We start from the raw sequence: 24,789 nt of genomic DNA, 5'->3' as shown, positions 1-24,789 counted from the left end.
CGCGACTCATGAGTGCTCGGTTATATGCGGGCCAATTGGTTGTACGGTAGATTTTGTGTGTAGGCTTCTTCATTTGAAAATTATATCGCTGAAAAAGCCTTTACAGATAGGTTTGTGCAACAAAGCCGTGCTATGCTCATGTTTATAAAATAAGCTAAATTTGAAAAACTCCTTAATTCTAGGGATAGTGTTTACATCAAAACGATTGATATATTTACAAACATAATCAAGGGGATGAATGATGGCAGAAATGGAAGCGATATTACCCGTACCGGTTTTAATTGTTGAAGATGAGCCTATTATTCAGTCACGTCTTAGAAAAATTTTGCATGATATTGGCTATCAAGATGACATGCTATTTTTCGTGAGTCATCTTAAAGCTGCAATGACGTGTATAGAAGATCATCCGATTGCTTTAGCTTTAGTCGATTTAGGCTTGCCCGATGGCAATGGTAAAGAACTAATCGAACAATTACATTTTAGAGATCCAAGCGCATTAATTTTGGTGATTTCTGCATGGAGCACCCAAGACAGCTTATTTTCTGCAATTCAAGCAGGTGCAACAGGCTATGTGCTTAAAGAACGTGATGATGCTGAAATTATTATCGCAATACGCAGCATTTTAAGAGGTGGTGCACCGATAGACCCATTTATCGCCCGTGAAATTTTATCGCAAATTTCACATCAAAAAGTACCCGTGCTGACCGAAGATTTATCAGATCGCGCCGATGCTCAAGCATTCAACTCACATTATGAACAGCTCACCAATCGTGAATTAGAAATTTTAAATCTGGTGGCGCAGGGCTTAAGTAACCGTGAAATTGCTGAGCAATTATTTGTGTCGCGTTATACCGTTGAAAGTCATATTAAACATATCTATCGGAAGTTGTCGGTCACTAAACGCACTAAGGCTGTCAGTACCGCTAGAACTTTAGGTCTTTTATGATTCAAAGGCTTTGGCAGTGTGGTTTGGGCGTGTTGTTATTGTTCTGTGCGTGGCAAAGCTATGCGCAGCAAGTGGTGTACCCAATTAATCAGTACTGCAATGTGCATGTACTTTCAATCAGCTCTGCCAAAACAGCATCACATAATAAAAAACCTGAAACGGGTTGGGAAAATGTTCAACTGCCCGACGTTTGGGATGATCGCTGGAAAAATTATAATGGTGGGGCGTGGTACAAAATAGAGTGGGAGTGGTTTTGTGAGCGTGATCATCGTTTAAATCAACCCATCGTTTTTGCACTGAATTTTTTAAATAGTGCAGGGGCAGTTTATCTGAATCAAGATTTACTTTGGGCAAGTCAACATTTAGAAGAGCCTTTGTCAAAAAACTGGAATATGCCACGTTACTGGATTTTACCTATTTCAGGCTTAAAACAAGGTAAAAATCAAATATTGGTCTATGTAAATGGATATGCATTTCAAAATGCGGGTATAGGAAAAATAAGTTTTAATAATGTGCATAACAATATTGAACAGCACCAGCAAAGTATATGGAATAAACGTACTTTATTTGAAATTAATGCGATTTTATCTGCCACTTTAGGCATTTTATGTTTGGTTATTTGGCTGTTTTTACGCCGTGATCAGAGTTTTGGTTGGTTCGCGTTGAGTTGCATGTTCTGGTTATTATTTATTTCTCATTTTTTAACCACAGAAACCTTTCCATACCCAAGTGTATTGGTGGCATCTCAAGCCAATTTAAGCTTTTTTATCCTCTATGTTTTAGCTTTTAGTCTGTATTTAATTAGGTTTGTCAATCAACGCTTGCCAATATTGGAAGAAAGTATTTTTATTCTGAGTTTAGCGGTAATCGTTTGTGTGTTTTTAACACCCTTAGATTATGTCAAACTGGTATTTGGGATTGTCTTTTTAAGTTATGCCAGCTTACTAGTCGTGGTTTATTTTTATTTGGCGTATTTAGCGTATAAATCCCCAAAAACAGAAGTATATCTGCTGCTATTTTGTTTAACCTTGATTGGCTTTTTTGCGGGTGTAGATGTATTTCGTTTAAGTAATGCGGCAACGGCAAGTTTATATCAGCCATTATCACCGTATACCTCGCCAGTAATTACTTTATTTATTGCGATTATTTTAGGCATGCGCCTAAAAAGAAATATTCAAAAAATTGAGAAATTTAATCAAGATTTAGAGCTTAAAGTTTTTGAAGTCAGTGATGATTTAAAACGTAGTATGTCAGAAAAGCATTATTTAGAATTGGAAAATGTGCGTTTGCAAGAGCGGATTCATCTATCGCATGATTTGCATGATGGTTTGGGTGCATCTTTGGTACGTTCCATGATTATGGTCGACCAAAGCGAACAGAACATGAGTAATCAGCAGTTCTTATCTATGCTGAAATTACTGCGTGATGATTTACGTCAAATTATTGATAGTGGTTCTTCCATTGGTTCTAAAGTGCCTGAAAATCCTAAAATTTGGGTTGCGCCAGTACGTCATCGTTTTAGTCAATTGATGGATGAAATCGATATTCATTCCAAGTGGGATTTTCCAAATGAATGGGTGATTGAGCCGAATTCGTTACAGTGCTTAACTTTGATGCGGGTATTAGAAGAAAGTTTAACCAATGTGATTAAACACAGCCAAGCCAAGCATGTATCCGTCAGTATGCAATTTGTACCGCCTAAGCAATTGGTACTTAAAATTCAGGATGATGGTGTAGGTTTTGAAGCCAATAGCGTGCTTGAACATGGCATGAGTATTGGGATGCGCAGTATGAAAATGCGTTTAGAACGGGTTGGAGGGCAATTAAAATTAAATTCGACACCTGGCTATACGTTAATTCAGGCAGTTTTAACTTTAGATCCCGCTTATCTAAATTCCCCAAGATGAATTGATCATCTTGAGGGGGCTGAAACGAATATTTTAAGCGTCTTCAGCAGGTAACAACATTAAAATGGATTCATTGAGCAGTTGTACCAAATCTTCCAGAATATCTGCGTCGTAAAGGTTTTCATCGAGCAGCACGCGTTCACCATTGGCGATTTTTTGCAGCGTAGGGATAGATGCTTCTGCGACACAAATCGCTTCACCATTCGCCCAAAATAAAACTTCATCTTGCTGATTTGCATAAAGTAGGCGAGAGGCGGGTTCCAACATGATTTGATAACCCTGATCTAGCGCATCCTCTAAATCACCTACACCTATTTCATCTACTTCAGGGATATTTTCAGGATATTTCGGTTCGGACATTAAGCTTAAAATCGCATCATCCAACACCGATGAGTTTTGTAAACGCGCCCACAATTCTGCTTTTAGATAATCCAGTTCTGTCGCAGTCATTTCGCCAATTTGCGTACTTTTTTCACGAACAATGTCTTGTAGTGGCGTGCGTAACATCTCATCGGCAGAGAATTTATCGCTTACGCGATCCATCATTTCACTAATATTCGGCATACGGAAACCGAACGAGAATGTCAGACAGTCATCTTCTGCCACGCCATAATGTGCCAATCCTGGTGGCACATAAAGTAAATCACCAGGGGCAAGAACTTCATCAAAATTGACCTGCATTTCAGGCAATAATTTTAAAGGTTGCCCTGCGACAAATTCAGTTTCGGCATCACACATTTGTCCAAGTTGCCAACGGCGATGTCCATAGCCTTGTATTAAAAAAACATCGTAAAAATCAAAATGCTGACCTACAGAGCCGCCTTTAGGCGCATAAGACACCATAATGTCATCACGTCGCCATTGCGGAATAAAAGGAAATTTTTTCCAAAGTTCGGCGAGATCAAAAGAGTAATGATCTACGGCTTGTACCAATAGCGTCCATAACTTTGGCATTTTTTGAAAATCTGCCTTAATCAGTGGTGATGATTTCACAGTCCATTGATTTGGATCACGATCTTTTTGTTTAATTAAACGAGCAGTCACATCTTCTTCAAGAGCGAGTTCCATCACATCATTAGGTTCGAGTAGGTGGGCAATTTCTGGGAGTGCATTGCGTACCAAAAGTGGTTTTTTTTGCCAATATTCACTTAGGAATTGTTCTGCGGTCATTCCGCCTAATACATCTAAAGGTTGCGACATAAAATAGCCTAAGCAAGTTTTATCAATAATCTCAATATTGTCCAATTTGTCGCTGTAAAGGGCAAGGTGATTTAGAGCATTTCATAAATATTCACGACTGTTTAATGATGCAGCTTAAAACTTAGGGAACTTGAATATTTAGCATTCTTAATATGCGGCATAACTGAATCATCGGCAGACCCATTAAGGTGGTTTGGTCATTGCCTTGCATGGCTTCAAACAAGCTAATGCCCAAACCTTCGCACATAAAACTGCCTGCACAATGAAGAGGTTGTTCCTTTGCAACATAGCGTGCAATTTCATTGTCAGTTAAGCTGCGGAATTGAACTGTGTAGTGTTCTACAACCGTTTGTTCAAAGCCTGTAGATTGCTGCTGCACACTCAGCGCAGTGCTGAAATAAACCGTTTGACCTGAATTGGCTTGTAATTGTTGTATGGCTTTTTCTGAAGTGAGCGGTTTACCTATAAAAATATCTGGCTGCTGTTCACGCCATGCCACTTGATCTGAACCAATCACAATCGCATCAGGATATTGCTGCGCGATACAGCGTGCTTTTTCAAAAGCCAAGCGTCGTGCCAAATCATCCGCATGCAATTCACCCTGTGCAGACTCATCAATATCAGGTGAAATTGACTTATACGCCAAATGTAGACGATTCATTAATTGCTGACGGGTTTGGCTGCTTGACGCTAAAATAATTTCTGGAAGTTGCATCAGATCATCACACTGCATAATCCATCAATATATCTAAAGGCACATAAGACAATACGGATTGATGACAGGCTTGAATTTTAATCGGTGGCGCATGACCTGCTTGATAGGCCTCAACCCAACGGGTGACGCAAATACACCAGAAATCACCTGGTTGTAAGCCGTTAAATCCAACTTCAGGTACTGGCGTGATTAAATCATTACCAATTTTTTGCGAGAAATTTAAAAAATCAGAGGTCATTTGTGCACAAACGGTGTGCTGACCTAAATCGGTTGGGGCGGTATGACAAAAACCGTTACGAAAATATCCAGTAATAGGATCAAAGCAACAACTAGCGAGAGGTTCGCCCAAAACATTTAAACGATTGATATTTGGATCGGGATGAATAGACATAGTTTCTAGAAAGATGGTAACTTTTCTCTATCATAATCAAAACTTTTGCTTTAATCAGCAATTCTACAAAAGTTGCTAACCTTTTTCTGCATAATCATTTAAAATCGTGGCGTTTTGATATCAATAAAGTGAGCTATACATGAACTTTCAGCGTATGACTGACCTCGATTTAGCAGGTAAGCGTGTCCTTATTCGTGAAGATTTAAACGTACCTGTTAAAAATGGTGTGATCACCAGCGATGCACGTTTACGTGCGGCATTGCCAACGATTCAAGCTGCTGTTGCCAAAGGTGCAGCAGTGATGGTGTATTCTCACTTAGGTCGTCCTGTTGAAGGTGAGCCAAAAGCTGAACAATCTTTAGCACCTGTAGCTGCGTATTTAACCCAAGCATTAGGTCAAGATGTTCAACTGATCACTGACTATTTAGATGGTGTAGACGTTGCTCCTGGTCAAGTCGTTTTATTGGAAAACTGCCGTTTTAACCACGGTGAAAAGAAAAACAACCCAGAACTTGCCGCTAAATATGCAGCATTGTGTGATGTATTTGTGATGGATGCATTTGGTACCGCGCACCGTGCAGAAGCCTCTACTGAAGGCGTTGCACGTTTAGCACCAGTGGCAGCAGCAGGCCCATTATTGGCTGCGGAATTAGATGCTTTGGGTCGTGCCTTAAAAACACCTGAAAAACCAATGGTGGCGATTGTTGCAGGTTCTAAAGTATCGACTAAGTTAGATGTATTGACTTCATTGTCTGATATTTGCGATCAATTAATTGTAGGCGGTGGTATTGCCAATACTTTCCTTGCTGCAGCAGGCTATAACGTGGGCAAATCATTATGTGAAAATGATTTGATTGACACTGCCAAAGCAATTGCCGCAAAAGTTTCTGTACCACTGCCAACCGATGTTGTAGTTGCAGATGCCGCTGAAATTAATTTTGAAGATTTCTTGGGTTCATTGGCAGCAGCGAAAGCAACTGTGAAAAAAGTTGAAGATGTTGCAGACAACGATATGATTTTAGACGTAGGCCCAGAAACTGCAAAAGCATTTGCTGAAATTTTAAAAACTTCAAAAACAATTCTTTGGAATGGCCCAGTGGGTGTATTTGAAGTTGATCAATTTGGTGAAGGTACGAAAGCACTTTCATTGGCGATTGCAGAATCTGCAGGTTTCTCTATTGCAGGCGGTGGTGACACTTTAGCTGCAATTGACAAGTATGAAGTTGCAGACAAAATCGGCTATATCTCTACAGGTGGAGGTGCATTCCTTGAATTTGTAGAAGGTAAAACCTTACCTGCAGTTGCGGTATTATTAGAACGCGCTTAAATCTAGAAAATTTATCAATAATTTTTAAAAAGGTTGACTTCGGTCAACTTTTTTATATTTATGTCATGCCGTAGTCATCAAAATGTCATAAATATGCAATAAACTGTAGTAAATGAATGACCTAACTGTAGGAAATGACGATGATTCAAAAACTAACACTTGCTGCTTTAATTGCTGCATCTTTAGCCTTGACTGCTTGTGCAAAAAAAGAAAGCGCACCTGCGACTGAAACTGATGCATCTTCTGCAGTTGTAGATAACGCTCAAGTTACACCAGAACAACAAGCTGCAATCGACGCAATTGACCAACCAATCTTGGATGAAGGCAACACCGATATTCCTGAAGACGTTGCAAATGCACCTGCTGACGTTGCGACTGCAGACACAGAAGTTGCTGCTTCTGAAGCGCAATAAGTGCTGAAAAACGACAAATTGTAGTAATTTGTTTAAAAGTCCCTGCTTTTGCAGGGACTTTTTTTTGAAAAAGGCGATTTGTTGCTGAATTGAAATAAATCACAGGGTAGAATAACCAACATTATTTGGGAGGATATTATGGCTCTTATTTCATTGCGCCAGCTCTTGGATCATGCCGGTGAACATGCTTACGGCGTTCCAGCGTTTAACGTCAACAACTTAGAACAAATGCGCGCAATTATGTTAGCCGCAGATGCAACCAATTCACCTGTAATTGTTCAAGCTTCGGCAGGTGCGCGTAAATATGCAGGTGCGCCATTCTTGCGTCACCTGATTTTGGCTGCAATTGAAGAGTGGCCACATATTCCAGTGGTTATGCACCAAGACCATGGTACAAGCCCTGATGTATGTCAGCGTTCGATCCAACTAGGCTTTTCATCAGTAATGATGGATGGTTCTTTGGGTGAAGATGGTAAAACACCAACGTCGTATGAATACAACGTCGAAGTGACGCGTCGTACTGTGCAAATGGCGCATGCGTGTGGTGTATCGGTTGAAGGTGAGATTGGCTGTTTAGGTAGTCTTGAAACAGGTATGGCAGGTGAAGAAGATGGCGTGGGCGCAGAAGGCGTACTTGACCACTCTCAATTGTTAACATCTGTTGAAGAAGCACGTAGCTTCGTTGCAGATACTAATGTGGATGCTTTAGCGATTGCTGTTGGTACTTCGCACGGTGCATACAAGTTTACTCGTCCACCTACAGGCGATATTCTTGCAATTGACCGTATTAAAGAAATTCATGCTGCGTTGCCAAATACACACCTTGTAATGCACGGCTCTAGCTCTGTACCACAAGAATGGTTGGCGGTGATTAACCAATACGGCGGTGACATCAAAGAAACTTATGGTGTACCTGTTGAGCAATTGGTTGAAGCAATTAAGCATGGTGTGCGTAAAATCAACATCGATACAGATTTACGTTTAGCTTCTACTGGTGCAATGCGCCGTATGATGGCAGAACAACCAAGCGAATTTGACCCACGTAAATTCTTCGCAAAAACTGTAGATGCAATGAAACAAATTTGTATAGACCGTTATGAAGCATTTGGTACTGCAGGTAATGCAGACAAAATTCGCCCAATTTCTTTAGAGAAAATGGTTGAACGTTACAAATAATTCTTAATTTAATTAAGAACTCGAAAGCCCACAGTCCTTGTGGGCTTTTTACTGATGAGTCCACAACTTCCAATCAAGAACAAAAACAATCCTCGAGCGTGTCATGGAACTGATTGTAGCCGCAGCCTTTTGTAGTGTACTGGTCTCTATTTTATTAAAAGTCTGCAAAACGCAGGGTTTTAACCCCATGCAGATGATTACATGGAATTATGTCAGTGCCAGTGTGTTGTGTTTTTACTGGTTTAAACCCAACTTGGGCACGATCTCAATCCAACATACGCCGTGGTGGCTCATTATTAGTTTGGGTGTGTTGTTGCCCAGTGTCTTTTTAGCATTAGCAAAATCGTTGGACAGCGCAGGTATTTTAAAAACTGAAATTGCACAGCGTTTGTCAGTGGTTTTGTCTTTAGCAGCCGCTTATTTTATTTTTCAGGAAAATTTTAGCCAACTGAAAATTGTGGGAATCGCGCTTGGGATTATCGCGGTCTTATGCATTTTGTATTCGCATCGTGCTGCAGTGCAGTCTGCTAAAGCGCAACAAGGCATCTTATATTTGAGCTGTGTTTGGTTGGGTTATGCACTGATTGATGTTTTGCTTAAATACACCACAGGTTTAGGACTGCAATTTGCAGTTGCACTGAATTTGATGTTTGTATGTGCTTTTGTTTTGGCGATGGCTTATATCTTAATCCGCGATAAAAGCATGGGCAGTATGCAAAATATCAGTGCAGGTTTAATTTTGGGTGCACTGAATTTTGCCAATATTGCCTTGTATGTCAAAGCTCACATGCTGCTCAAAGACAGCCCTGCAGTGGTATTTGCAGGGATGAATATTTTAGTGGTGCTATTTGGCGTGATCAGTGGTGTATTGTTCTTTAAAGAAAAGCTGAAAAGCACGACCACTATTGGGCTAGGCTTGGCATTGCTTAGTGTGCTTTGCCTCGCTTATGCCATGACGGTTTAAGATAACTCAACATAAAGCGAAAAGGATGTCGCAATAAATCTGCAGTTTCTGCAAGACCATGCAGCATTGTGGTTCTATCGCAGATCGGGCAGCGCAGGGTTGGATAGCTTGGTTTGGCTTGATATAAATACAGTTTTTTACAACGTCGGCATTCTAGTTTTAGCGGCATTAAATTGAGCATCATACACCTCATTTTTATTTTTGATAGAGATTGAGTACAGATTGCAAATATAGATAAAGCAAAATTCAGACCAAAAAATAGGGACAAATTTTGTCCCTAGTGTTATCGCATGTTTGTTTTACAGTTGCGTGAAAATCTCACGTTTATCAAGGCGTGATTTTGGCAGTTTGGCATTAAAATCTTGTTCACTACGATAGCCTAAACACAATAAAACCGAAGGAATCAGTCCTTGCTCAGTTAGTTGCAGTTCTTGAGTTAAAATTGCTTCATCAAAACCACCAATTGGCGTTGCGTCAATTCCTTCAATGCCTGCAGCCAAAAGCATTTGTCCGAGTGCAATAAAGGTTTGATTTTCTGCCCAACGCTGAATATCGCCTTTTTCATTGCGGTAGTAATCGACATAACCTGTGCGGCTGTCTTTCTGACCTTGTTTAGCGGCTTCATCTTTAAAGCGTCCACTAGCAGCATCCTGATTAAGCAGGTTTTCTAAATGTAATTCGCTAATGTCAGCTTTGGTGCAAAATAAAATGGTATGCGAAGCATCTAAAACTTTAGGGGCGTTATAGGCGTACTTTCCAACTAAAGCTTTAGCAATACGTTGTTTGGCTTCAGGGCGATCTGCAATAAAAAAATGCCACGGCTGAATATTAATGGAAGATGGTGCTAAACGCAGAATTTCTAATAAACGCTCAAATTGTTCTGCAGGAATAGTGCGACTCGCATCATAGGCTTTGGTCGTATAACGAGTTTGTGCAACGTTGAGCAAATCCATGAATCATCTCCATTTAAAGACTATATTTGGGGCAGGTGTGCGCCAAAAGCTTAACATGCCTCGCTATGCTAACGGAATGAATCCATGTGCTATTTATGCGGTTAAGATGAGATGAGCACGACATAAACATCTTTAAACTTAGTGTTAAATTCAATCATGCAAGACGTTTTCACTATTGGTTGTTTATAGCAAATAGGCGTTAAATATAAACTTGAGCATGGTGCATCCCAAAGGTGTATGGATGGAATATATCAATTATTTTAAGCGTAAATTAAAAACTCAGCAGCAAATTGGCTTATGGGTAGGTTTAGCAGATGCGTATGGTACTGAAATTGCTGCCAATGCAGGCTATGACTGGCTTTTAATTGATGGGGAACATGCACCGAGTGATTTAAGAACCACTTTGTCACAATTACAAAGTATTGCGGCTTATCCCTCTCAAGCGGTGGTGCGCCCGCCGATTGGCAGTGTGCAACTCATTAAACAACTGTTGGATATTGGCGTACAAACTTTGCTGATTCCTATGGTTGAAAGCGTTGAACACGCTGAGTTGATGGTCAAAGCGGTACGTTATCCACCTGAAGGTATTCGCGGCGTAGGCGCAGCTTTAGCACGTGCAACTCGCTGGAACAGTATTCCAAATTATTACGCGACAGCGCATGAAAATATTTGTTTGCTCATTCAAATTGAATCGGTCACAGGTTTAGAAAATCTGGATGCTATTTTACAAGTCGATGGGATTGATGGGGTGTTTATTGGTGCGGTGGATTTATCTGCCACGATGGGTTATGAAGGCAATCCGAACCATCCAGAAGTACAAGCCGCTGTGGTCGATGCGATTCAACGGATTCGTGCAGCAGGCAAAGCAGCAGGGATTTTATCGACCCAACATGAAGTGACACAAAAGTATTTGGATTTAGGCACAGAATTTGTGGCAGTTGGGGTAGATACCAGTGTGTTGATGACTTCGCTGCGTGAGTTGTTGGCTAAATATAAAGCTGATGCCGAAGTGATTAAAACGGAAGGTGGGTATTAATCTGCTAGCTGAAGAGATTTTGGCTAAAGAGGTTTTAGTTAGCTATGTTTAGCTAAGTACCTTTAGTGTTGTATCTATTATTTTTATGTAAAGATGTTGCGCTTAATAGTTCCAATGACTCAGTTGCCAAGTTGCTAAGGCTTGATTTGGTTCAACTACTAAAATTTGTGCAGCATCTGTGCGCCAATCGCCTAATACAATTCTAGGTTTGCCGTGTTCATTGTGAATATTTGGACGATGCGTATGCCCATGAATTAACACATCTGCATGCTGCAAGGCTTGTGACACAGCATCTGCATTTACGTCCATGACGTCATAACTTTTGACTTGATTGGCTTGCTGACTTTTTTTGCGGAAACCTTGTGCAAGTTTTTGCCGAAAAGCCAAAGGTGTTTTCTTTAAAATCCCTAAAATGATGGGATTGCGAATGATTTTACGGAATTTTTGATAGGACACATCATCGGTACACAGTGCATCGCCATGTTCTAAACGTACCTGTTGAGAACCAATATGCAGCGTGTACACATCGGGCAGGAGTTGTCCTGAAAATTGATCTAGAAATTTCTGACCTAAAGCGAAATCACGATTGCCGACAATAAAGTAAATTTGATTACCTGCTTGGCTAAATTGCTTTAGACGTGTAACAACTTCATCGAGCCACGCTGCGGTGTAATCATCACCAATCCATGCATTAAACCAGTCGCCTAAAATATACAGTTGGGTGTTTTTATTTTGATAAGCATCTAGCAAATCTAAAAACCCCCGAACAAGTCGAGGGTGATTTGGTGACAAGTGTAAATCTGCGATAAACAGATAGGTCACGAATTATTCCTTGGAATCTCCCTCAATCCCTCTTTTAAAAGAGGGAATTCTCCTCCCTAAACGAATTTTAAAGCACAGCTTTAAAATGATGTGTGTAAGGGAGGTCGGGTAGGATTCTTATTCAGCAATGATTTTTGCAGATTCAATCACCACATTTTCTAGTGGAACATCTGCGTGATAACCACGGTTGCCAGTACGCACGCCTTTAATAGCATCTACAACGTCCATGCCTTCAACAACTTTACCAAACACGGCATAACCCCAACCTTGTGCAGTTTTGCCTGTGTGGTTCAAGAAAGAGTTATTTTTTACGTTAATGAAGAACTGTGCAGAAGCAGAGTGAGGTGCTTGGGTACGAGCCATTGCAATTGTACCAACATCGTTGCTTAAGCCGTTGTCAGCTTCGTTTTCAATCGCATCACGTGTTGCTTTTTCTTTGAAGTTTTCATCCATGCCACCGCCTTGGATCATGAAACCATCAATAACACGGTGGAAAATTACGCCGTCATAAAAACCATCACGAACGTATTCTAAGAAGTTAGCAACTGTAATTGGTGCTTTTTCAGCGTTCAATTCTAAAACAATACGACCTTTATTGGTGTTTAATTCGACTTGAGGAAAACTCATTGTGTAATCTCCTAAACATGGACACGAATGCCATGGGTTTTTTGGTTGAGAGAAGCATAAGCAAACTGTAAACTACAAGGCAAGTAAAAACGTTATTTTCTTTGTTAAAAACAAGGAAAAGCGTTCTAATGGGTGATGTATGCTTCACTATTGAAGTTTCTGTAACCTAGTTTATCCAATTTTATTTTAGAAGTGATTTTATTGCTATGAAGCCAAATGATGTTGTTGCATCTCTGCCAAACACCCCGACACCAAGTTCAAATGCCTCTGTCGATGCTGTGCAGCAAGAACAACAGCCGGGCTTGGACTTTATACGTCAAGTCATTACCGATGATATTGCGGCGGGTCGCACTCAGCAGGTGGTGACACGTTTTCCACCTGAGCCGAATGGTTATTTGCATATTGGTCACGTGAAAGCAATTTGCTTGAACTTTGGCATCGCACAAGAATATCAAGGGGTGTGTAACTTACGTTTTGATGACACCAACCCAGATGCAGAAGAACAAGAATATGTTGATGGTATTGCCAATGACGTGAAATGGCTGGGTTTTGAGTGGAATGGCGAACCACGCTATGCATCAAGCTATTTCGATCAATTATATACATGGGCAATTCAGCTGATCGAACAAGGCGATGCTTATGTCGATTTGCAAACCCCTGATGAGATTAAGCTCAATCGTGGTTCTTTTGTAGAGCCGGGTAAAAATTCGCCATATCGTGATACGCCAGTAGCAGAAAACTTGGCTTTATTTGAAAAAATGCGCAATGGTGAATTAGGCGAAGGTCAGGCAGTACTCCGTGCCAAAATTGATATGGCTTCACCAAACGTACACATGCGTGATCCGATTTTGTATCGTGTTTTACATTCATCGCATCACCAAACGGGCGATAAATGGAAAATGTACCCAATGTATGATTATGCGCATCCATTATCAGATGCCATTGAAGGCATTACTCATTCACTATGTACTTTAGAATTCCAAGACCATCGTCCATTCTATGATTGGGTGGTGGAAAAGGTGAAATCCGAGGCTGTGCCGCGTCAGTATGAATCTAGCCGTTTGAATATTGATTACACCATCACATCTAAGCGTAAATTGCGTAAATTGGTTGAAGGCGGTTTTGTGAATGGTTGGGATGACCCACGTATGCCAACAGTGGTAGGTATGCGTCGTCGTGGCTTTACACCAGAAGGTTTGCGTGATTTCTGTAAGCGTGTAGGTGTGTCTAAGTCGGATGGTATTGTGGATGTTGCAATGCTTGAATATTGCATCCGTCAGTCATTGGAAAATACTGCAGCACGTGGCATGGCGGTGTTGAATCCACTTAAAGTGACTTTGACCAATTTGCCTGAAGCACTGGATTTAGTCCATGCACGTCATCCAAATGTAGATATGGGCGAGCGTAGTATTCCACTGACTTCTGAAATTTATATTGACCGTAAAGACTTTGAAGAAGTGCCGCCTAAAGGTTTCAAGCGTTTAGTGCCAGAAGGTGAGGTGCGTCTACGCCATGCTTATGTAATCAAGTGTGATGAAGTGATTAAAGATGCTAACGGCGAAGTCATTGAGCTGAAATGTTCAATTGACCCTGAAACTTTGGGCAAAAACCCAGAAGGTCGTAAAGTAAAAGGCGTGATTCACTGGGTCTCTGCAAGTAAAGGCGTTGCGGCAGAAGTTCGCTTATATGATCGCTTATTTACCGAATCTGACCCAGAAGTGGGCGATGATTTCTTGGCGAATTTAAACCCCGAATCGTTGACGGTGGTACAAGCCATTGTTGAACCTGCATTGGCAAAAGCACAACCTGAAGATCGTTTCCAATTTGAACGAGAAGGTTATTTTGTTGCAGATCAGTATGATCACAGTGAGGAAAAACCAGTGTTTAACCGTATTTTAGACTTAAAAGACAGCTTTAAGCCAGGCAAGTAACACCTTATTTAGCTTTTAGCTTGCAACTTAAAAGCCCAACTTGATCAATTCAGGTTGGGCTTTTGATTTTGTCTATTTAAGATTTATAGAATATTTTGTGAGATATACAGTGTCGCTAAAATGGCAGCAATCAGCGGTTTTTATGCTGTTCCTGCTTCATTAGGATTTGCGGTAACTGCATTTTGGCTTTATCGCGTAGTTTCTTCTTAATATAGAGCACTAAAGCAAAGCAAGTGGTGGTCAGGGTCAGCATCATACTATTCATATAACTCATCAATGAGCTGACATACCCAATGGTGGTCAAACGATCCATCATCTTAAATACTTGCGGACTGCTTTCTACACCTGTAATTGCCCAAGTGCATAAATGTTCACAGTTATTCATAATCAGATGATAATTATTTTCGTGCATTCTAGAACGCATACGACGCACCACTTTGCGGCCTTTATACTTGGGCGCATGATACGACTGCACAATAATATTTTTGCCGTGACTAAACTTTTCAATACTGGTCATTTCAATCGGGTGTTTTTTGAAAAGATGTGCGAAACCCGAATAGTGAATCACGCGACCACGCCCAGCATAGATGCCATGATGGCTATAGCCGAAATGTTTCACAATTAAATGTGCCCCTAAAGGAAATCGTGTTTTCTGCTTGAGCATCGTACGCTTGACCAATAAAGTAACATGAGTAGAGAAAAGAAATCAGGTTTTATAGTGTACTGCGTCTGACGCAAATATGCGATAACCCATTCAGTTATATGCACAATTTGTAACATAGCAGGTATGGAGATGATAATGTTTCGTTCTCGGTGGAAGTACTTATTACTCAGTTATTTATTCTGGACGCCTGCTGCACAGGCGGAAATTCGCGCATGGACGGTCAATAACAGTAAAATTAATGTAGATGTAGTGGAAGTGACGCAGTTGTCACAGCTAGGCTTATATCTGAAAGATCGGCAAGGGAAACCATATCTGCAAATTTCACAACTACAAAAAAATCTACAGTCTTGTGAAAACATGCAATTTGCCATGAATGCAGGCATGTTTCATCCAGATTATTCGCCTGTGGGTTTGTATGTGGAACAAGGACGACAACTTAAAAAGCTGAACCGACAGCAACAGGGATGGGGGAATTTTTTAATTCAGCCCAATGGTGTACTGGCGTGGAATCATCAACGGGTGTTTTTAGGAACAACCCAACAATATGCCAATCAAGCGTTCAAAGCGCAGTATGCGACACAGTCTGGCCCAATGTTAGTTATTAATCGCCAGTTAAATTCACGTTTTTTGGCAGACAGTACTTCTTATAAAATTAGAAATGGGGTTGGGTTAAAAGACCAAAGCCTGTACTTTGTGATTAGCAAGACGCCCGTAACTTTTCATCAATTTGCCACCTTTTTTAAAGATGAGCTGCAAACGCCAAATGCCTTGTATTTAGATGGTTCGATTTCTACAGCGTATATTCCGCAATTACAACGTCATACTCATCCACATCGCAATTTAGGTCCAATTTTAGCTTATATAGATCATCAAGGCTGTAAACCCTAACATTGGAATTTGGTTTTGGCTTGGCTGAATTTATTGTCCAATAAAACCTAAGGCTGTGCCTTGCATCCTGCAGATTTTGACTGCTTCTTCGCTTTTCATTTGTTTGACTTCATTTTCAAATTGCTTTTTTTGTTGTTTAAGTTGCTCATCTGAAATACCCATGTTTTTAGCAAAACTTTCCATTTTCTCCCAAGTTTCGGCACATTCTTTCGGCATTGGGCTACAGGCTGTTAAACTTAGGCTGAGTAGGGCAAGACAGCTAAGGCTAGTTTTTTTCATTGTCATTTTCTCTGTTTGAATAATTCGAATTTATTGGTGTAATGATTATGTGTAGAAATATTAGCGCATGATTATGAAGATATGATTGACTGCGTTTGAAAAGATTAGCGTTTTTGTGCAAGCTCAAGCACGTATTAAGATTTATAAAATTTATTGTTTTAAGTGCCAATATATTTGAAGCAATTAAAAAAGGCACTTAGTTCAACTAAATGCCTTTTTTATCATATTCCATTACTGGAATGGTAGATGCTGGAGTTCATTTAACTCTTTGCGGCTATAACCTCGCGAAGCGAGAACCTTCTTAATCCCGATAATGACATCTTCATCTGTGGCTTTGGTTAAAGCTTCGAGAAGTTGTTCATTTGTCTTGCAAGAGCAATCATTTTCAACACAAGCAATTTGATTTTTATGCTCGTTTTGCTGTTCTGTAGAGAACAACTTTTGCCAAAAACTCATAGAGCCTTCATTCACAACCTAACATAGATCGAAATATAGCCAATATAAAAAATAAATCAAGTCGACCTAAGTGATAAAAGCAGCAATCGAGTTGCAGAATTTTCGATGATATTGCATTTTTTTAACGAAATTATGACAGCTAAAGGGCTTGTAATGCTTTAACTGATTCATTTACATCATAATATTTACAAGTGCTCAAAAGCAGAACTTGTAAATATTGAAGAAAAATGCAACAAATTGTTTAAATCTTTTCCAGTAAAACAGCCGATTCAACATGATGGGTGTATGGGAATTGATCAAACAGTGCAAATTTCGTCACTTTATGGCTTTGACACAAGGTTTTTAAATTGTCATGCAAAGTGTCAGGGTTGCACGAAATATAAATAATACGTTTAAAACGCTGTAGGAGTTTTAAGGTGTCATCGTCAATTCCTGCGCGTGGCGGATCGACAAAGACCGTATCAAAATCATAACTTGCAAGATCAATGTTCGCTTCTTGCAAGCGGCGGAATTCACGCTCACCGTTATAGGCTTGAGTAAACTCTTCAGCCGATAAGCGTGCCACTTGAATATTCTCAATCTGGTTTTGTTCAATATTCCACTGCGCTGCATATACCGAAGATTTAGCCAGTTCTGTGGCAAGTACACGACGGAAACGAGTCGATAGCGGCAGGGTAAAGTTACCATTACCACAATAAAGTTCTAATAAATCTTGCTCAGAATGTTCGGCAACCGTACATGCCCATTCCAGCATTTTTTGGCAAACTTGCGCGTTTGGCTGGGTAAAGCTGCTTTCAATTTGCTTATAGGTATAAGTGCGCTCAAAAACCTGTAATTGTTCAACTACATACTCATCGGATAGCACGAATTTTTGCCCACGGCTGCGTCCAATCAGTTTAATGTTTAATGCTTTGCTCAAAGCTTGGGCTGCAGGCTCCCAATCAGATTCAAGTTTGCGGTGATAAAGCAGTGAAACCAACATTTCGCCACTTAAAGTCGCTAAAAAATGCACTTCAAATAAACGAGCCGATAATACGGGATCGGCTTTCAGGGCGGCTAACAGCTTTGGCATTAATAAGTTAATGCTGCGGTCTGCAATCGGAAACTCATCTACACGAATAACTTTTTTCTGCTTATCTTCACTGCGTTCAAACATGGCATAAAACAGATCATCTTCAATATGCCAAATTCGGAACTCTGCCCGCATACGGTAGTTGTGTTCTGGTGAGGCAAATACTTGCAAGGCAGGCGGGTTATATTCGGCAAATTGGGCAGAAATACGGGCAACTTTTGCATCAAGTTGTTGCTGATAAGATGAGGTCATATGCAGTAAACATCACAAACACAGAGAAAGAGCGATGGTAACAAAGTTTTAAAGAGATACCTAAAACTATTATGAAAATGATGCAATCCTGCAAGATGTCAAAATAGCCTAAGCATGTTGATGACATCTTACAAGTGGAAAAATTTAGATACTGTAATTACTTTAAACTTGATGTAATTGATCGAACAATTGCTGCATGCCCTCAGTGGCAGTTTTGGAAATCCGTTGAAATTGAGCAGGAAGTTGGGCTTGCATGGCTTTTGGGTCAATATAATAAGTCTGACAATTTGCAGGAATTTCGTGTACTAATCCAGCAACAGGGTACACCACCAAACTTGTACCAATCACAATAAAAATATCGGCATCTTGAATCAAATCCAGTGCTTCTTCATAGGCAGGAACTGCTTCGCCAAACCAGACCACATGCGGACGTAAAGGATAGCCTTGTGGGCAAAGATCCTGTTGCAAGTTCAGCGAGTCACCTTCAATTGGAAAAAATTCTGTCGTGTATTGTGCATGAGGCCCTGAGCTTTTGGCTAAACGAATATTGCCGTGTAAATGCAAAACTTCTGAACTGCCTGCACGTTCATGCAAATCATCAATATTTTGGGTGATCACTTGTACATCAAAATCATCTTCAAGTTCAGCAATTAAGCGATGCGCCAAGTTAGGCTGCGCATTAAGAATGTTTTTACGACGTTCATTATAAAAGCGTTGGACTAATTCAGGATTCCTTGCCCATGCTTCAGGACTTGCGACATCCTCCACGCGATGTTTTTCCCATAAGCCATCACCATCTCTAAAGGTGTTGATTCCACTTTCTGCGCTCATACCTGCACCCGAAAAAACCACTAATTTACGCATGTTTTATTCTCTTGATGGATGGTTAGATTTGAGTATAAGTGCCGAAAATAGAAACACAAATCTACAGCTCATTTTTTCAGAATTTTAAGTATCTAAATATGTGAAAGTTTAGTGCTGTCTATAACTTTGCTGAATAATTGAATCAAAGTTCACTTTTTATTGCTTGTTATTTCATTTTAATGATAGAACATAAAGTAAAGTAGTATGACGCTACAAAATCAAATATTGATGAACCAGAACCTATAATAATGTGCAGAGGATGCCATGTCACAACACAATCCATCGCCAAATCACACGCCTGCAACTCACAGTGAAAAAGTGAAATTTGATTGGAAAGATCCTTTTTTGCTTGAACAGCAATTGACTGAAACCGAACGTATGATTCGTGATAGTGCCTATGCTTATTGTCAGGAAAAATTACTGCCGCGGGTACGTGATCAGTTTAGACATGAAACGGTAGATCGCAGCATCTTCCGTGAAATGGGTGAGCTTGGTTTGTTAGGCCCAACCATACCTGAACAATATGGCGGTGCAGGTTTAAATTATGTGAGTTATGGGCTAATTTCACGTGAAATTGAACGGGTCGATTCAGGTTATCGTTCAATGGCAAGTGTGCAAAGTTCATTGGTGATGGTGCCAATTTATGAGTTTGGCAGTGAAGCACAAAAACAAAAATATTTACCCAAACTCGCTTCGGGTGAATGGATCGGATGTTTTGGTCTGACTGAACCTGATTTTGGCTCCGACCCTGGCAGTATGAACAGCAGAGCACATAAAGTTGCAGGCGGTTATCGTTTACACGGTGCGAAAATGTGGATTACCAATAGTCCAATTGCCGATGTATTTGTGGTGTGGGCAAAAGAAGTTTCGGCAGATGGGCAGGTGGGTGATATTCGCGGTTTTATTTTAGAAAAAGGTTGGGATGGACTTTCTGCGCCAATCATTCAGGGCAAGGTTGGTCTACGCGCATCAATCACAGGTGAAATTGTCATGGACAATGTTTTTGTGCCTGAAGAAAATATGTTACCTGAAGTGCGTGGTTTAAAAGGGCCGTTCACTTGTTTAAATAGTGCACGTTATGGCATTGCTTGGGGTGCTATGGGTGCGGCTGAGTTTTGTTGGCATACTGCGCATCAATATACGATGGATCGGATTCAGTTCGGACGTCCTTTGGCGGCCAATCAGCTCATTCAAAAGAAACTTGCCGATATGCAAACCGAAATCGCGCTGGGTTTACAAATTGCTTTACGTTTTGGTCGTATGAAAGATGAGGGTATTGCTTCACTCGAAGGTACTTCGCTGATTAAACGCAACAACTGTGGCAAGTCCTTAGAGATTGCTCGTATGGCGCGCGATATGCTTGGTGGGAATGGTATCAGTGATGAATATGGCGTGGCGCGGCATTTGGTCAATTTGGAAGTCGTGAATACCTATGAAGGGACGCACGATGTGCATGCGCTAATTTTAGGTCGTGCGCAAACGGGTATCGCGGCTTTTGCCAATTAAATCTAGATCTAAACTAAATCTAGGTCTAATGATGCTACGGTGGAAAATATTGCAAACCACATTTTCCACCGTTTTACTTTAGCTGTTTAGTTTTAAAAATTGGCTAATTTCCTGATTAAATTTCAACGGTTCGGTCAGTAAAGGGGTATGCCCAGATTGGTGAAATATGACTTGTTTCGCATTCGGCATAGCTTCTACCACTTGACGTTGTCCTTCTGCCGCATACAAGGTCGATTGTGCGCCTGTAAAAAAGACTGTTGGACAACCCAGTTGAGTTAAAGCCTCACGATAATCTTCCTGATGGTGTAAATAATTGTCGATATACCAGCGTAAATAATCTAAACGCTGTGTAGGTAAAATATAGCGTTGTAAAACAGGACGTTTGACGGCCAGTTTAAATAAAAACGGACTGATTTTATTGCTGGCTTGTAATTCTATAAATTCTAGCCAAAGTTCGACTAAGTTTTTACGCTGCAACACATCCATTTGTTGAATATCAGTATATTGCGCGTGATCATGTAAAAACTCGGACAGATGAATCAATAACTGTTTAAATTGTTGATGTTGATTGCCAAATAAGCCATAAGGCCAGTTTTCATCTACCCCAATTTTTGGTGCTTGGTCAATTTGTAAATAACTGCTTAAATGCGCAGCCAATTGTCCATATTGCATGCCATGCATGGCAGTGGTTGCCCCCATGGAATAGCCAATCAGTTTAAATTGTTGCAGGTTCTGTTGTTGAAGCAGACTGTTTAAATCTTGCCAATGGCTCGAAATAGCATCCAGTTCTGGAACGGCACACAGGTTTGAACCCCCAAAACCACGCCAGTCTGGAATAATAAAACGATACTGCTTTTTATGTTGATACAGAAATGGCAACCATTGCCAACTGTGCATGCCTAAACCTGAAAGCACAACCACAGGCTCACCTTGACCAAATTCACGTACAAATAGAGCTTCGCCATCGGGCATGCGGTAAAAAGGCATCAGCATTTCCTTGCATGGTTGTAATTAAAGATGCGTTATTCTTTATAGCATAGCCTGATCATTTCTGTATGGTGAGCAACCCTGATTTCACATTGATGTGGTTGCTATTACTTAAAAATATACTTTTAAGATGAGGCTTCGGCATCAAACTTTTTCAGTTCAGGAATCACATTTTCTAGCCATTCAATCCAGCCAATTTCCTGATCTATCCCTAGCTGCAAAATCATTTTATGAATATACAGGGTACGGTTGTTCGCAGGTGCTTGGCTAAAGTCTTTGGCAAAAATCTGTTGATAGGTGTGCAACTTGGCTTTGTGAAGCAGCAAATGTCGTTCTAGTTCGGGTAAGACGCTGTTGCCGCCAAGTTGGGCTTCGGCACGTAAACGTACCATAAGTTCTTCGCGTAATTGTGCAGGCGGGCTTTGCTCGACCATCCAGTTTGCCAGTTCATGCCGCCCCAAAGCTTCTACCTGATAGGTTTTGCTACGACTGCTAGAATCTTCATCTTCTAAGGTTGAAATCCAACCTTTTTTCAGCATTGTATTTAGTTCGCGATAAATTTGTTGATGGGTCGCATTCCAGAAAAACCCCATAGAGCGGTCAAAACGGCGTGCCAATTCAATACCGTTACTGGGTTTTTCAATTAAACTGGTCAATAAAACGTGAGCGAGCGACATAAACAGAGCAACTTTATTTTTTTCAGCTTTAATTATGCAACATGTTGCATAAAAATTAAATCTAGAATATAAAAGTATGCAACAAGTTGCATTAAGCATAAAATAGCCAGCATTTTTGCCAGCAGGGAGATTCTATGTCTGACTATCCACATTTACTTGCGCCTTTAGATTTAGGCTTTACCACTTTAAAAAATCGGGTCTTAATGGGTTCAATGCACGTTGGACTAGAAGAAGCACCGGGTGGATACGAACGTATGGCGGCTTTTTATGCAGAGCGTGCCAAAGGTGGCGTTGGGCTGATTGTAACAGGTGGTATTTCACCGAATGATGCAGGCTTAACCTTTGCGGGCGGCAATAAACTTGATACTCGTCAAGAAGCAGAAAAACATAAAGTGGTGACTCAGGCTGTGCATGATGCAGGCGGCAAAATTGCTTTACAGATTTTACATACGGGACGTTATTCCTATCAGCCCGATATTGTCGCACCGTCAGCAATTCAGGCACCGATTAACCCAAGTAAACCACATGCACTAACATCGGCAGAAGTACAGCAAACCATTGCCGACTTTGTGAATTGTGCCAAATTGGCACAATACGCAGGCTATGATGGTGTCGAAATCATGGGTTCGGAAGGCTATTTAATTAATGAGTTTATTGTTGCGCGTACCAACCATCGTGATGATGAATGGGGCGGCAGTTATGAAAACCGTATTCGTTTCCCAATTGAAATTGTTAAACGTACCCGTGCAGAAGTGGGTGAAAACTTTATTATTATTTACCGCTTGTCGATGTTGGATTTAGTCGAAGGCGGTTCGAGTTTTGAAGAAGTGGTGCAATTGGCACAAGCGATTGAAAAAGCAGGTGCAACCATTATCAATACAGGGATTGGCTGGCATGAAGCACGTATCCCAACCATTGCTACCAAAGTCCCTCGCGCAGCTTTTACATGGGTGACAGAGAAATTAAAAGGTTTGGTTAAAGTGCCACTGATCACTTCAAACCGTATTAACACCCCTGAAATGGCTGAGCATGTTTTGGCTGCAGGACATGCCGATATGGTATCGATGGCACGTCCAATGTTGGCAGATGCTTTCTTTGTGCAAAAAGCAGAGCAAGGTCGCAGTGATGAAATCAACACATGTATTGGTTGTAACCAAGCTTGTTTAGACCATATTTTCTCAATGAAGATTGCTTCATGTTTGGTCAATCCACGTGCTTGCCATGAAACAGAACTCATTTTTAAAGAAGCAACACAGACTAAAAAAATTGCGGTGATTGGTGCAGGGCCTGCAGGTTTGAGCTTTGCAACCTATGCTGCAGAACGTGGGCATCAGGTGACGATTTTTGAAGTATCGAATCAAATTGGTGGGCAGTTTAATATTGCTAAAACCATTCCTGGTAAAGAAGAGTTTTACGAAACTTTGCGCTATTTCAAACGCCAAATTGAGCTGCAACCGAATATTAAATTGGTATTGAATCATACGGCTAGTTTTGAACAATTGCTCAATGCTGACTTCGATGATGTGGTTGTGGCAACAGGTGTAACCCCGCGTCAATTGGATATCGCAGGTATTAATCACCCTAAAGTGCTGAGCTATATTGAGGTATTAAAAGAGCGTAAGCCTGTAGGTCAACGTGTTGCGATTATTGGCGCTGGTGGTATTGGTTTTGATACTGCAGAATATTTAAGCCATGAAGGTGAAAGTGGTAGTCTAAATCCTGAAAAATTCTACGATGAATGGGGAATTGATACCAATTATGCGCATGTCGGTGGTTTAAAAGCAGCAAAAGTTGAAGAATCGCCACGTGAAATTTATTTATTGCAACGTAAAGCATCATCCGTGGGTGCTGGCTTGGGTAAAACAACAGGCTGGATTCATCGTACAGGTTTAAAAAACCGTGACGTTAAAATGATTGCAGGGGCAAGTTATGACCTGATTGATGATCAAGGCTTGCACATCACCGTCAATGGTCAAAGTACAGTGCTCGAAGTTGATCATGTGGTGATTTGTGCAGGGCAAGAGTCTTACACCGCCATGTATGAGCAATTACAGGCAGCAGGCAAAAATGTGCATTTAATTGGTGGGGCGAAAGAAGCAGGCGAGTTAGATGCCAAACGTGCAATTCGTCAGGGTGCTGAATTGGCAGCGAAAATTTAATGTAATTCCTTCTCCCTCTCCTTTGGGAGGGGGCTGGGGAGAGAGTTAATAATCGCTTCTGCCCAGTGCAGCAGTGCTTCAGTCTCACTCAGGGACTCTGCATAGAAATGAAATATCAAAACAAAAAAAAGGAACTTAACATGACTTTGGAAACAACAAAATTAGCGGTACAGCGTTGGCATACAATGCTGCAAAACCATGATATGTCTATTTTGAGTGAATTGCTGGCAGATGATGTGGTGTTTCGTTCACCTGTAGCGTACCAACCTTATGCGGGTAAACAAGTGGTATTTTTTATTTTGACCAATGTAATTCAGGTCTTTGAAAACTTTACTTATCACCGTGAGTTTTATACTGAAGATGGTTGCAATGTTGTACTTGAATTTTCCGCCAATGTGGGAGATAAAAAACTTAAAGGAATTGATATGATTCAATTCAATACACAAGGACAAATTGTGGACTTTGAAGTGATGATTCGCCCGAAAAGTGGTTTAGAGGCATTGGCTGTGCAAATGGGACAACGTATGGCTGCCTTTATGCCAACCGAAAAATAAAATACCGCGTGTGTATGGCAATG

26 protein-coding genes are annotated in these 24,789 nt (G+C 40.7%); 12 read left to right on the top strand and 14 right to left on the bottom strand.

Annotation, left to right across the window (positions count from 1 at the left end):
- The first annotated feature begins 241 nt into the window (after positions 1–241).
- Positions 242–946 carry a response regulator transcription factor gene (locus FTU58_RS09710; protein WP_004973283.1) on the top strand — a complete coding sequence of 235 codons (705 nt, stop codon included), beginning with the start codon at positions 242–244 and terminating at the stop codon, positions 944–946.
- Positions 943–2,853: an ATP-binding protein gene (locus FTU58_RS09705; RefSeq protein ID WP_180062391.1), complete on the top strand. Its 1,911-nt coding sequence runs from the start codon at positions 943–945 to the stop codon at positions 2,851–2,853. The genes FTU58_RS09710 and FTU58_RS09705 overlap by 4 nt, the downstream gene beginning before the upstream one ends.
- Positions 2,854–2,886: 33 nt before the next feature.
- Here the strand turns inward: FTU58_RS09705 and FTU58_RS09700 are convergent, their stop codons facing one another.
- From FTU58_RS09700 to FTU58_RS09690, 3 genes are all read right to left on the bottom strand, one after another.
- A complete protein-coding gene (locus FTU58_RS09700) occupies positions 2,887–4,053 on the bottom strand; it encodes a cupin domain-containing protein (protein WP_179988629.1) in 1,167 nt (388 codons plus the stop codon).
- A 121-nt stretch (positions 4,054–4,174) separates the two neighbouring features.
- Complete coding sequence (locus FTU58_RS09695; protein WP_179988658.1) at positions 4,175–4,768, bottom strand: nucleoside triphosphate pyrophosphatase; 594 nt, start codon at positions 4,766–4,768, stop codon at positions 4,175–4,177.
- A 7-nt stretch (positions 4,769–4,775) separates the two neighbouring features.
- A complete protein-coding gene (locus FTU58_RS09690) occupies positions 4,776–5,159 on the bottom strand; it encodes a DUF2237 family protein (protein WP_179988628.1) in 384 nt (127 codons plus the stop codon).
- Between the two features lie 139 nt (positions 5,160–5,298).
- Here FTU58_RS09690 and FTU58_RS09685 point away from each other — a divergent pair, with 139 nt between their 5' ends.
- The 4 genes from FTU58_RS09685 to FTU58_RS09670 all read left to right on the top strand — a co-directional run bounded on the left by FTU58_RS09685 (position 5,299) and on the right by FTU58_RS09670 (position 9,039).
- Positions 5,299–6,486 carry a phosphoglycerate kinase gene (locus FTU58_RS09685; protein ID WP_004973295.1) on the top strand — a complete coding sequence of 396 codons (1,188 nt, stop codon included), beginning with the start codon at positions 5,299–5,301 and terminating at the stop codon, positions 6,484–6,486.
- A 140-nt stretch (positions 6,487–6,626) separates the two neighbouring features.
- On the top strand, positions 6,627–6,899 hold the full coding sequence (locus FTU58_RS09680) for a hypothetical protein (RefSeq protein ID WP_131260911.1): 273 nt from the start codon (positions 6,627–6,629) through the stop codon (positions 6,897–6,899).
- A 138-nt stretch (positions 6,900–7,037) separates the two neighbouring features.
- Entirely contained in the window at positions 7,038–8,075 is a 1,038-nt protein-coding gene (fba, locus tag FTU58_RS09675; RefSeq protein WP_004973298.1) for a class II fructose-bisphosphate aldolase, read from the top strand.
- A 103-nt stretch (positions 8,076–8,178) separates the two neighbouring features.
- Positions 8,179–9,039 carry a DMT family transporter gene (locus FTU58_RS09670; RefSeq protein WP_154320705.1) on the top strand — a complete coding sequence of 287 codons (861 nt, stop codon included), beginning with the start codon at positions 8,179–8,181 and terminating at the stop codon, positions 9,037–9,039.
- Here FTU58_RS09670 and FTU58_RS09665 read toward each other — a convergent pair.
- Both FTU58_RS09665 and nfsB read right to left on the bottom strand, forming a co-directional pair.
- The gene (locus FTU58_RS09665; RefSeq protein WP_004973302.1) at positions 9,002–9,220 is read right to left on the bottom strand and encodes a hypothetical protein; all 219 of its coding nucleotides are present in this window, start codon (positions 9,218–9,220) and stop codon (positions 9,002–9,004) included. The two genes, FTU58_RS09670 and FTU58_RS09665, sit on opposite strands and share 38 nt — an antisense overlap.
- Before the next feature lie 118 nt (positions 9,221–9,338).
- Positions 9,339–9,992, bottom strand: coding sequence for an oxygen-insensitive NAD(P)H nitroreductase (gene nfsB / locus FTU58_RS09660; protein WP_004973304.1), 654 nt, complete (start codon positions 9,990–9,992; stop codon positions 9,339–9,341).
- Between the two features lie 241 nt (positions 9,993–10,233).
- On the opposite strand from nfsB, the gene hpaI reads away from it, so the two are divergent.
- Complete coding sequence (gene hpaI, locus FTU58_RS09655) at positions 10,234–11,028, top strand: 4-hydroxy-2-oxoheptanedioate aldolase (protein ID WP_096900940.1); 795 nt, start codon at positions 10,234–10,236, stop codon at positions 11,026–11,028.
- A gap of 102 nt (positions 11,029–11,130) precedes the next feature.
- On the opposite strand, the gene FTU58_RS09650 is transcribed toward hpaI, so the two are convergent.
- A complete protein-coding gene (locus FTU58_RS09650; RefSeq protein ID WP_104852087.1) occupies positions 11,131–11,850 on the bottom strand; it encodes a UDP-2,3-diacylglucosamine diphosphatase in 720 nt (239 codons plus the stop codon).
- 117 nt (positions 11,851–11,967) lie between these two features.
- The gene (locus FTU58_RS09645) at positions 11,968–12,477 is read right to left on the bottom strand and encodes a peptidylprolyl isomerase (protein ID WP_004973310.1); all 510 of its coding nucleotides are present in this window, start codon (positions 12,475–12,477) and stop codon (positions 11,968–11,970) included.
- Positions 12,478–12,683: 206 nt separating this feature from the next.
- Here FTU58_RS09645 and FTU58_RS09640 point away from each other — a divergent pair, with 206 nt between their 5' ends.
- The gene (locus tag FTU58_RS09640; RefSeq protein ID WP_180062390.1) at positions 12,684–14,408 is read left to right on the top strand and encodes a glutamine--tRNA ligase/YqeY domain fusion protein; all 1,725 of its coding nucleotides are present in this window, start codon (positions 12,684–12,686) and stop codon (positions 14,406–14,408) included.
- A gap of 130 nt (positions 14,409–14,538) precedes the next feature.
- Here FTU58_RS09640 and FTU58_RS09635 read toward each other — a convergent pair whose 3' ends face one another.
- The gene (locus tag FTU58_RS09635) at positions 14,539–15,072 is read right to left on the bottom strand and encodes a lecithin retinol acyltransferase family protein (protein WP_096900868.1); all 534 of its coding nucleotides are present in this window, start codon (positions 15,070–15,072) and stop codon (positions 14,539–14,541) included.
- Positions 15,073–15,207: 135 nt separating this feature from the next.
- Between FTU58_RS09635 and FTU58_RS09630 the strand changes: the two genes are divergently transcribed.
- Positions 15,208–15,960: a phosphodiester glycosidase family protein gene (locus FTU58_RS09630; protein WP_257222357.1), complete on the top strand. Its 753-nt coding sequence runs from the start codon at positions 15,208–15,210 to the stop codon at positions 15,958–15,960.
- Positions 15,961–15,990: 30 nt separating this feature from the next.
- On the opposite strand, the gene FTU58_RS09625 is transcribed toward FTU58_RS09630, so the two are convergent.
- From FTU58_RS09625 to FTU58_RS09610, 4 genes are all read right to left on the bottom strand, one after another.
- Positions 15,991–16,239 (bottom strand): hypothetical protein, encoded by a 249-nt coding sequence (locus FTU58_RS09625; RefSeq protein ID WP_004973320.1) that lies wholly within the window; start codon positions 16,237–16,239, stop codon positions 15,991–15,993.
- A 231-nt stretch (positions 16,240–16,470) separates the two neighbouring features.
- Entirely contained in the window at positions 16,471–16,695 is a 225-nt protein-coding gene (locus FTU58_RS09620) for a hypothetical protein (protein ID WP_004973321.1), read from the bottom strand.
- Between the two features lie 241 nt (positions 16,696–16,936).
- Positions 16,937–18,019 carry a tRNA (uridine(54)-C5)-methyltransferase TrmA gene (trmA, locus tag FTU58_RS09615; RefSeq protein WP_178318681.1) on the bottom strand — a complete coding sequence of 361 codons (1,083 nt, stop codon included), beginning with the start codon at positions 18,017–18,019 and terminating at the stop codon, positions 16,937–16,939.
- A 162-nt stretch (positions 18,020–18,181) separates the two neighbouring features.
- Complete coding sequence (locus tag FTU58_RS09610; protein WP_154320709.1) at positions 18,182–18,883, bottom strand: NAD-dependent deacylase; 702 nt, start codon at positions 18,881–18,883, stop codon at positions 18,182–18,184.
- A 264-nt stretch (positions 18,884–19,147) separates the two neighbouring features.
- On the opposite strand from FTU58_RS09610, the gene FTU58_RS09605 reads away from it, so the two are divergent.
- A complete protein-coding gene (locus tag FTU58_RS09605) occupies positions 19,148–20,389 on the top strand; it encodes an acyl-CoA dehydrogenase (RefSeq protein ID WP_180062388.1) in 1,242 nt (413 codons plus the stop codon).
- A gap of 78 nt (positions 20,390–20,467) precedes the next feature.
- On the opposite strand, the gene FTU58_RS09600 is transcribed toward FTU58_RS09605, so the two are convergent.
- Together FTU58_RS09600 and FTU58_RS09595 are read right to left on the bottom strand one after the other, a co-directional pair.
- Positions 20,468–21,376 (bottom strand): alpha/beta fold hydrolase, encoded by a 909-nt coding sequence (locus tag FTU58_RS09600; RefSeq protein ID WP_096900864.1) that lies wholly within the window; start codon positions 21,374–21,376, stop codon positions 20,468–20,470.
- A 125-nt stretch (positions 21,377–21,501) separates the two neighbouring features.
- Positions 21,502–22,053 carry a PadR family transcriptional regulator gene (locus tag FTU58_RS09595; RefSeq protein WP_004973333.1) on the bottom strand — a complete coding sequence of 184 codons (552 nt, stop codon included), beginning with the start codon at positions 22,051–22,053 and terminating at the stop codon, positions 21,502–21,504.
- Between the two features lie 134 nt (positions 22,054–22,187).
- On the opposite strand from FTU58_RS09595, the gene FTU58_RS09590 reads away from it, so the two are divergent.
- Together FTU58_RS09590 and FTU58_RS09585 are read left to right on the top strand one after the other, a co-directional pair.
- Complete coding sequence (locus FTU58_RS09590; RefSeq protein ID WP_180062387.1) at positions 22,188–24,212, top strand: NADPH-dependent 2,4-dienoyl-CoA reductase; 2,025 nt, start codon at positions 22,188–22,190, stop codon at positions 24,210–24,212.
- Positions 24,213–24,352: 140 nt separating this feature from the next.
- The gene (locus FTU58_RS09585; protein WP_004973337.1) at positions 24,353–24,766 is read left to right on the top strand and encodes a nuclear transport factor 2 family protein; all 414 of its coding nucleotides are present in this window, start codon (positions 24,353–24,355) and stop codon (positions 24,764–24,766) included.
- The last annotated feature ends 23 nt before the right edge of the window (positions 24,767–24,789 follow it).

The organism is Acinetobacter sp. YH12120 (assembly GCF_013418795.1).
Taxonomy (GTDB): domain Bacteria; phylum Pseudomonadota; class Gammaproteobacteria; order Pseudomonadales; family Moraxellaceae; genus Acinetobacter; species Acinetobacter towneri.
This window is presented reverse-complemented; position numbering and strand designations above follow the sequence as displayed.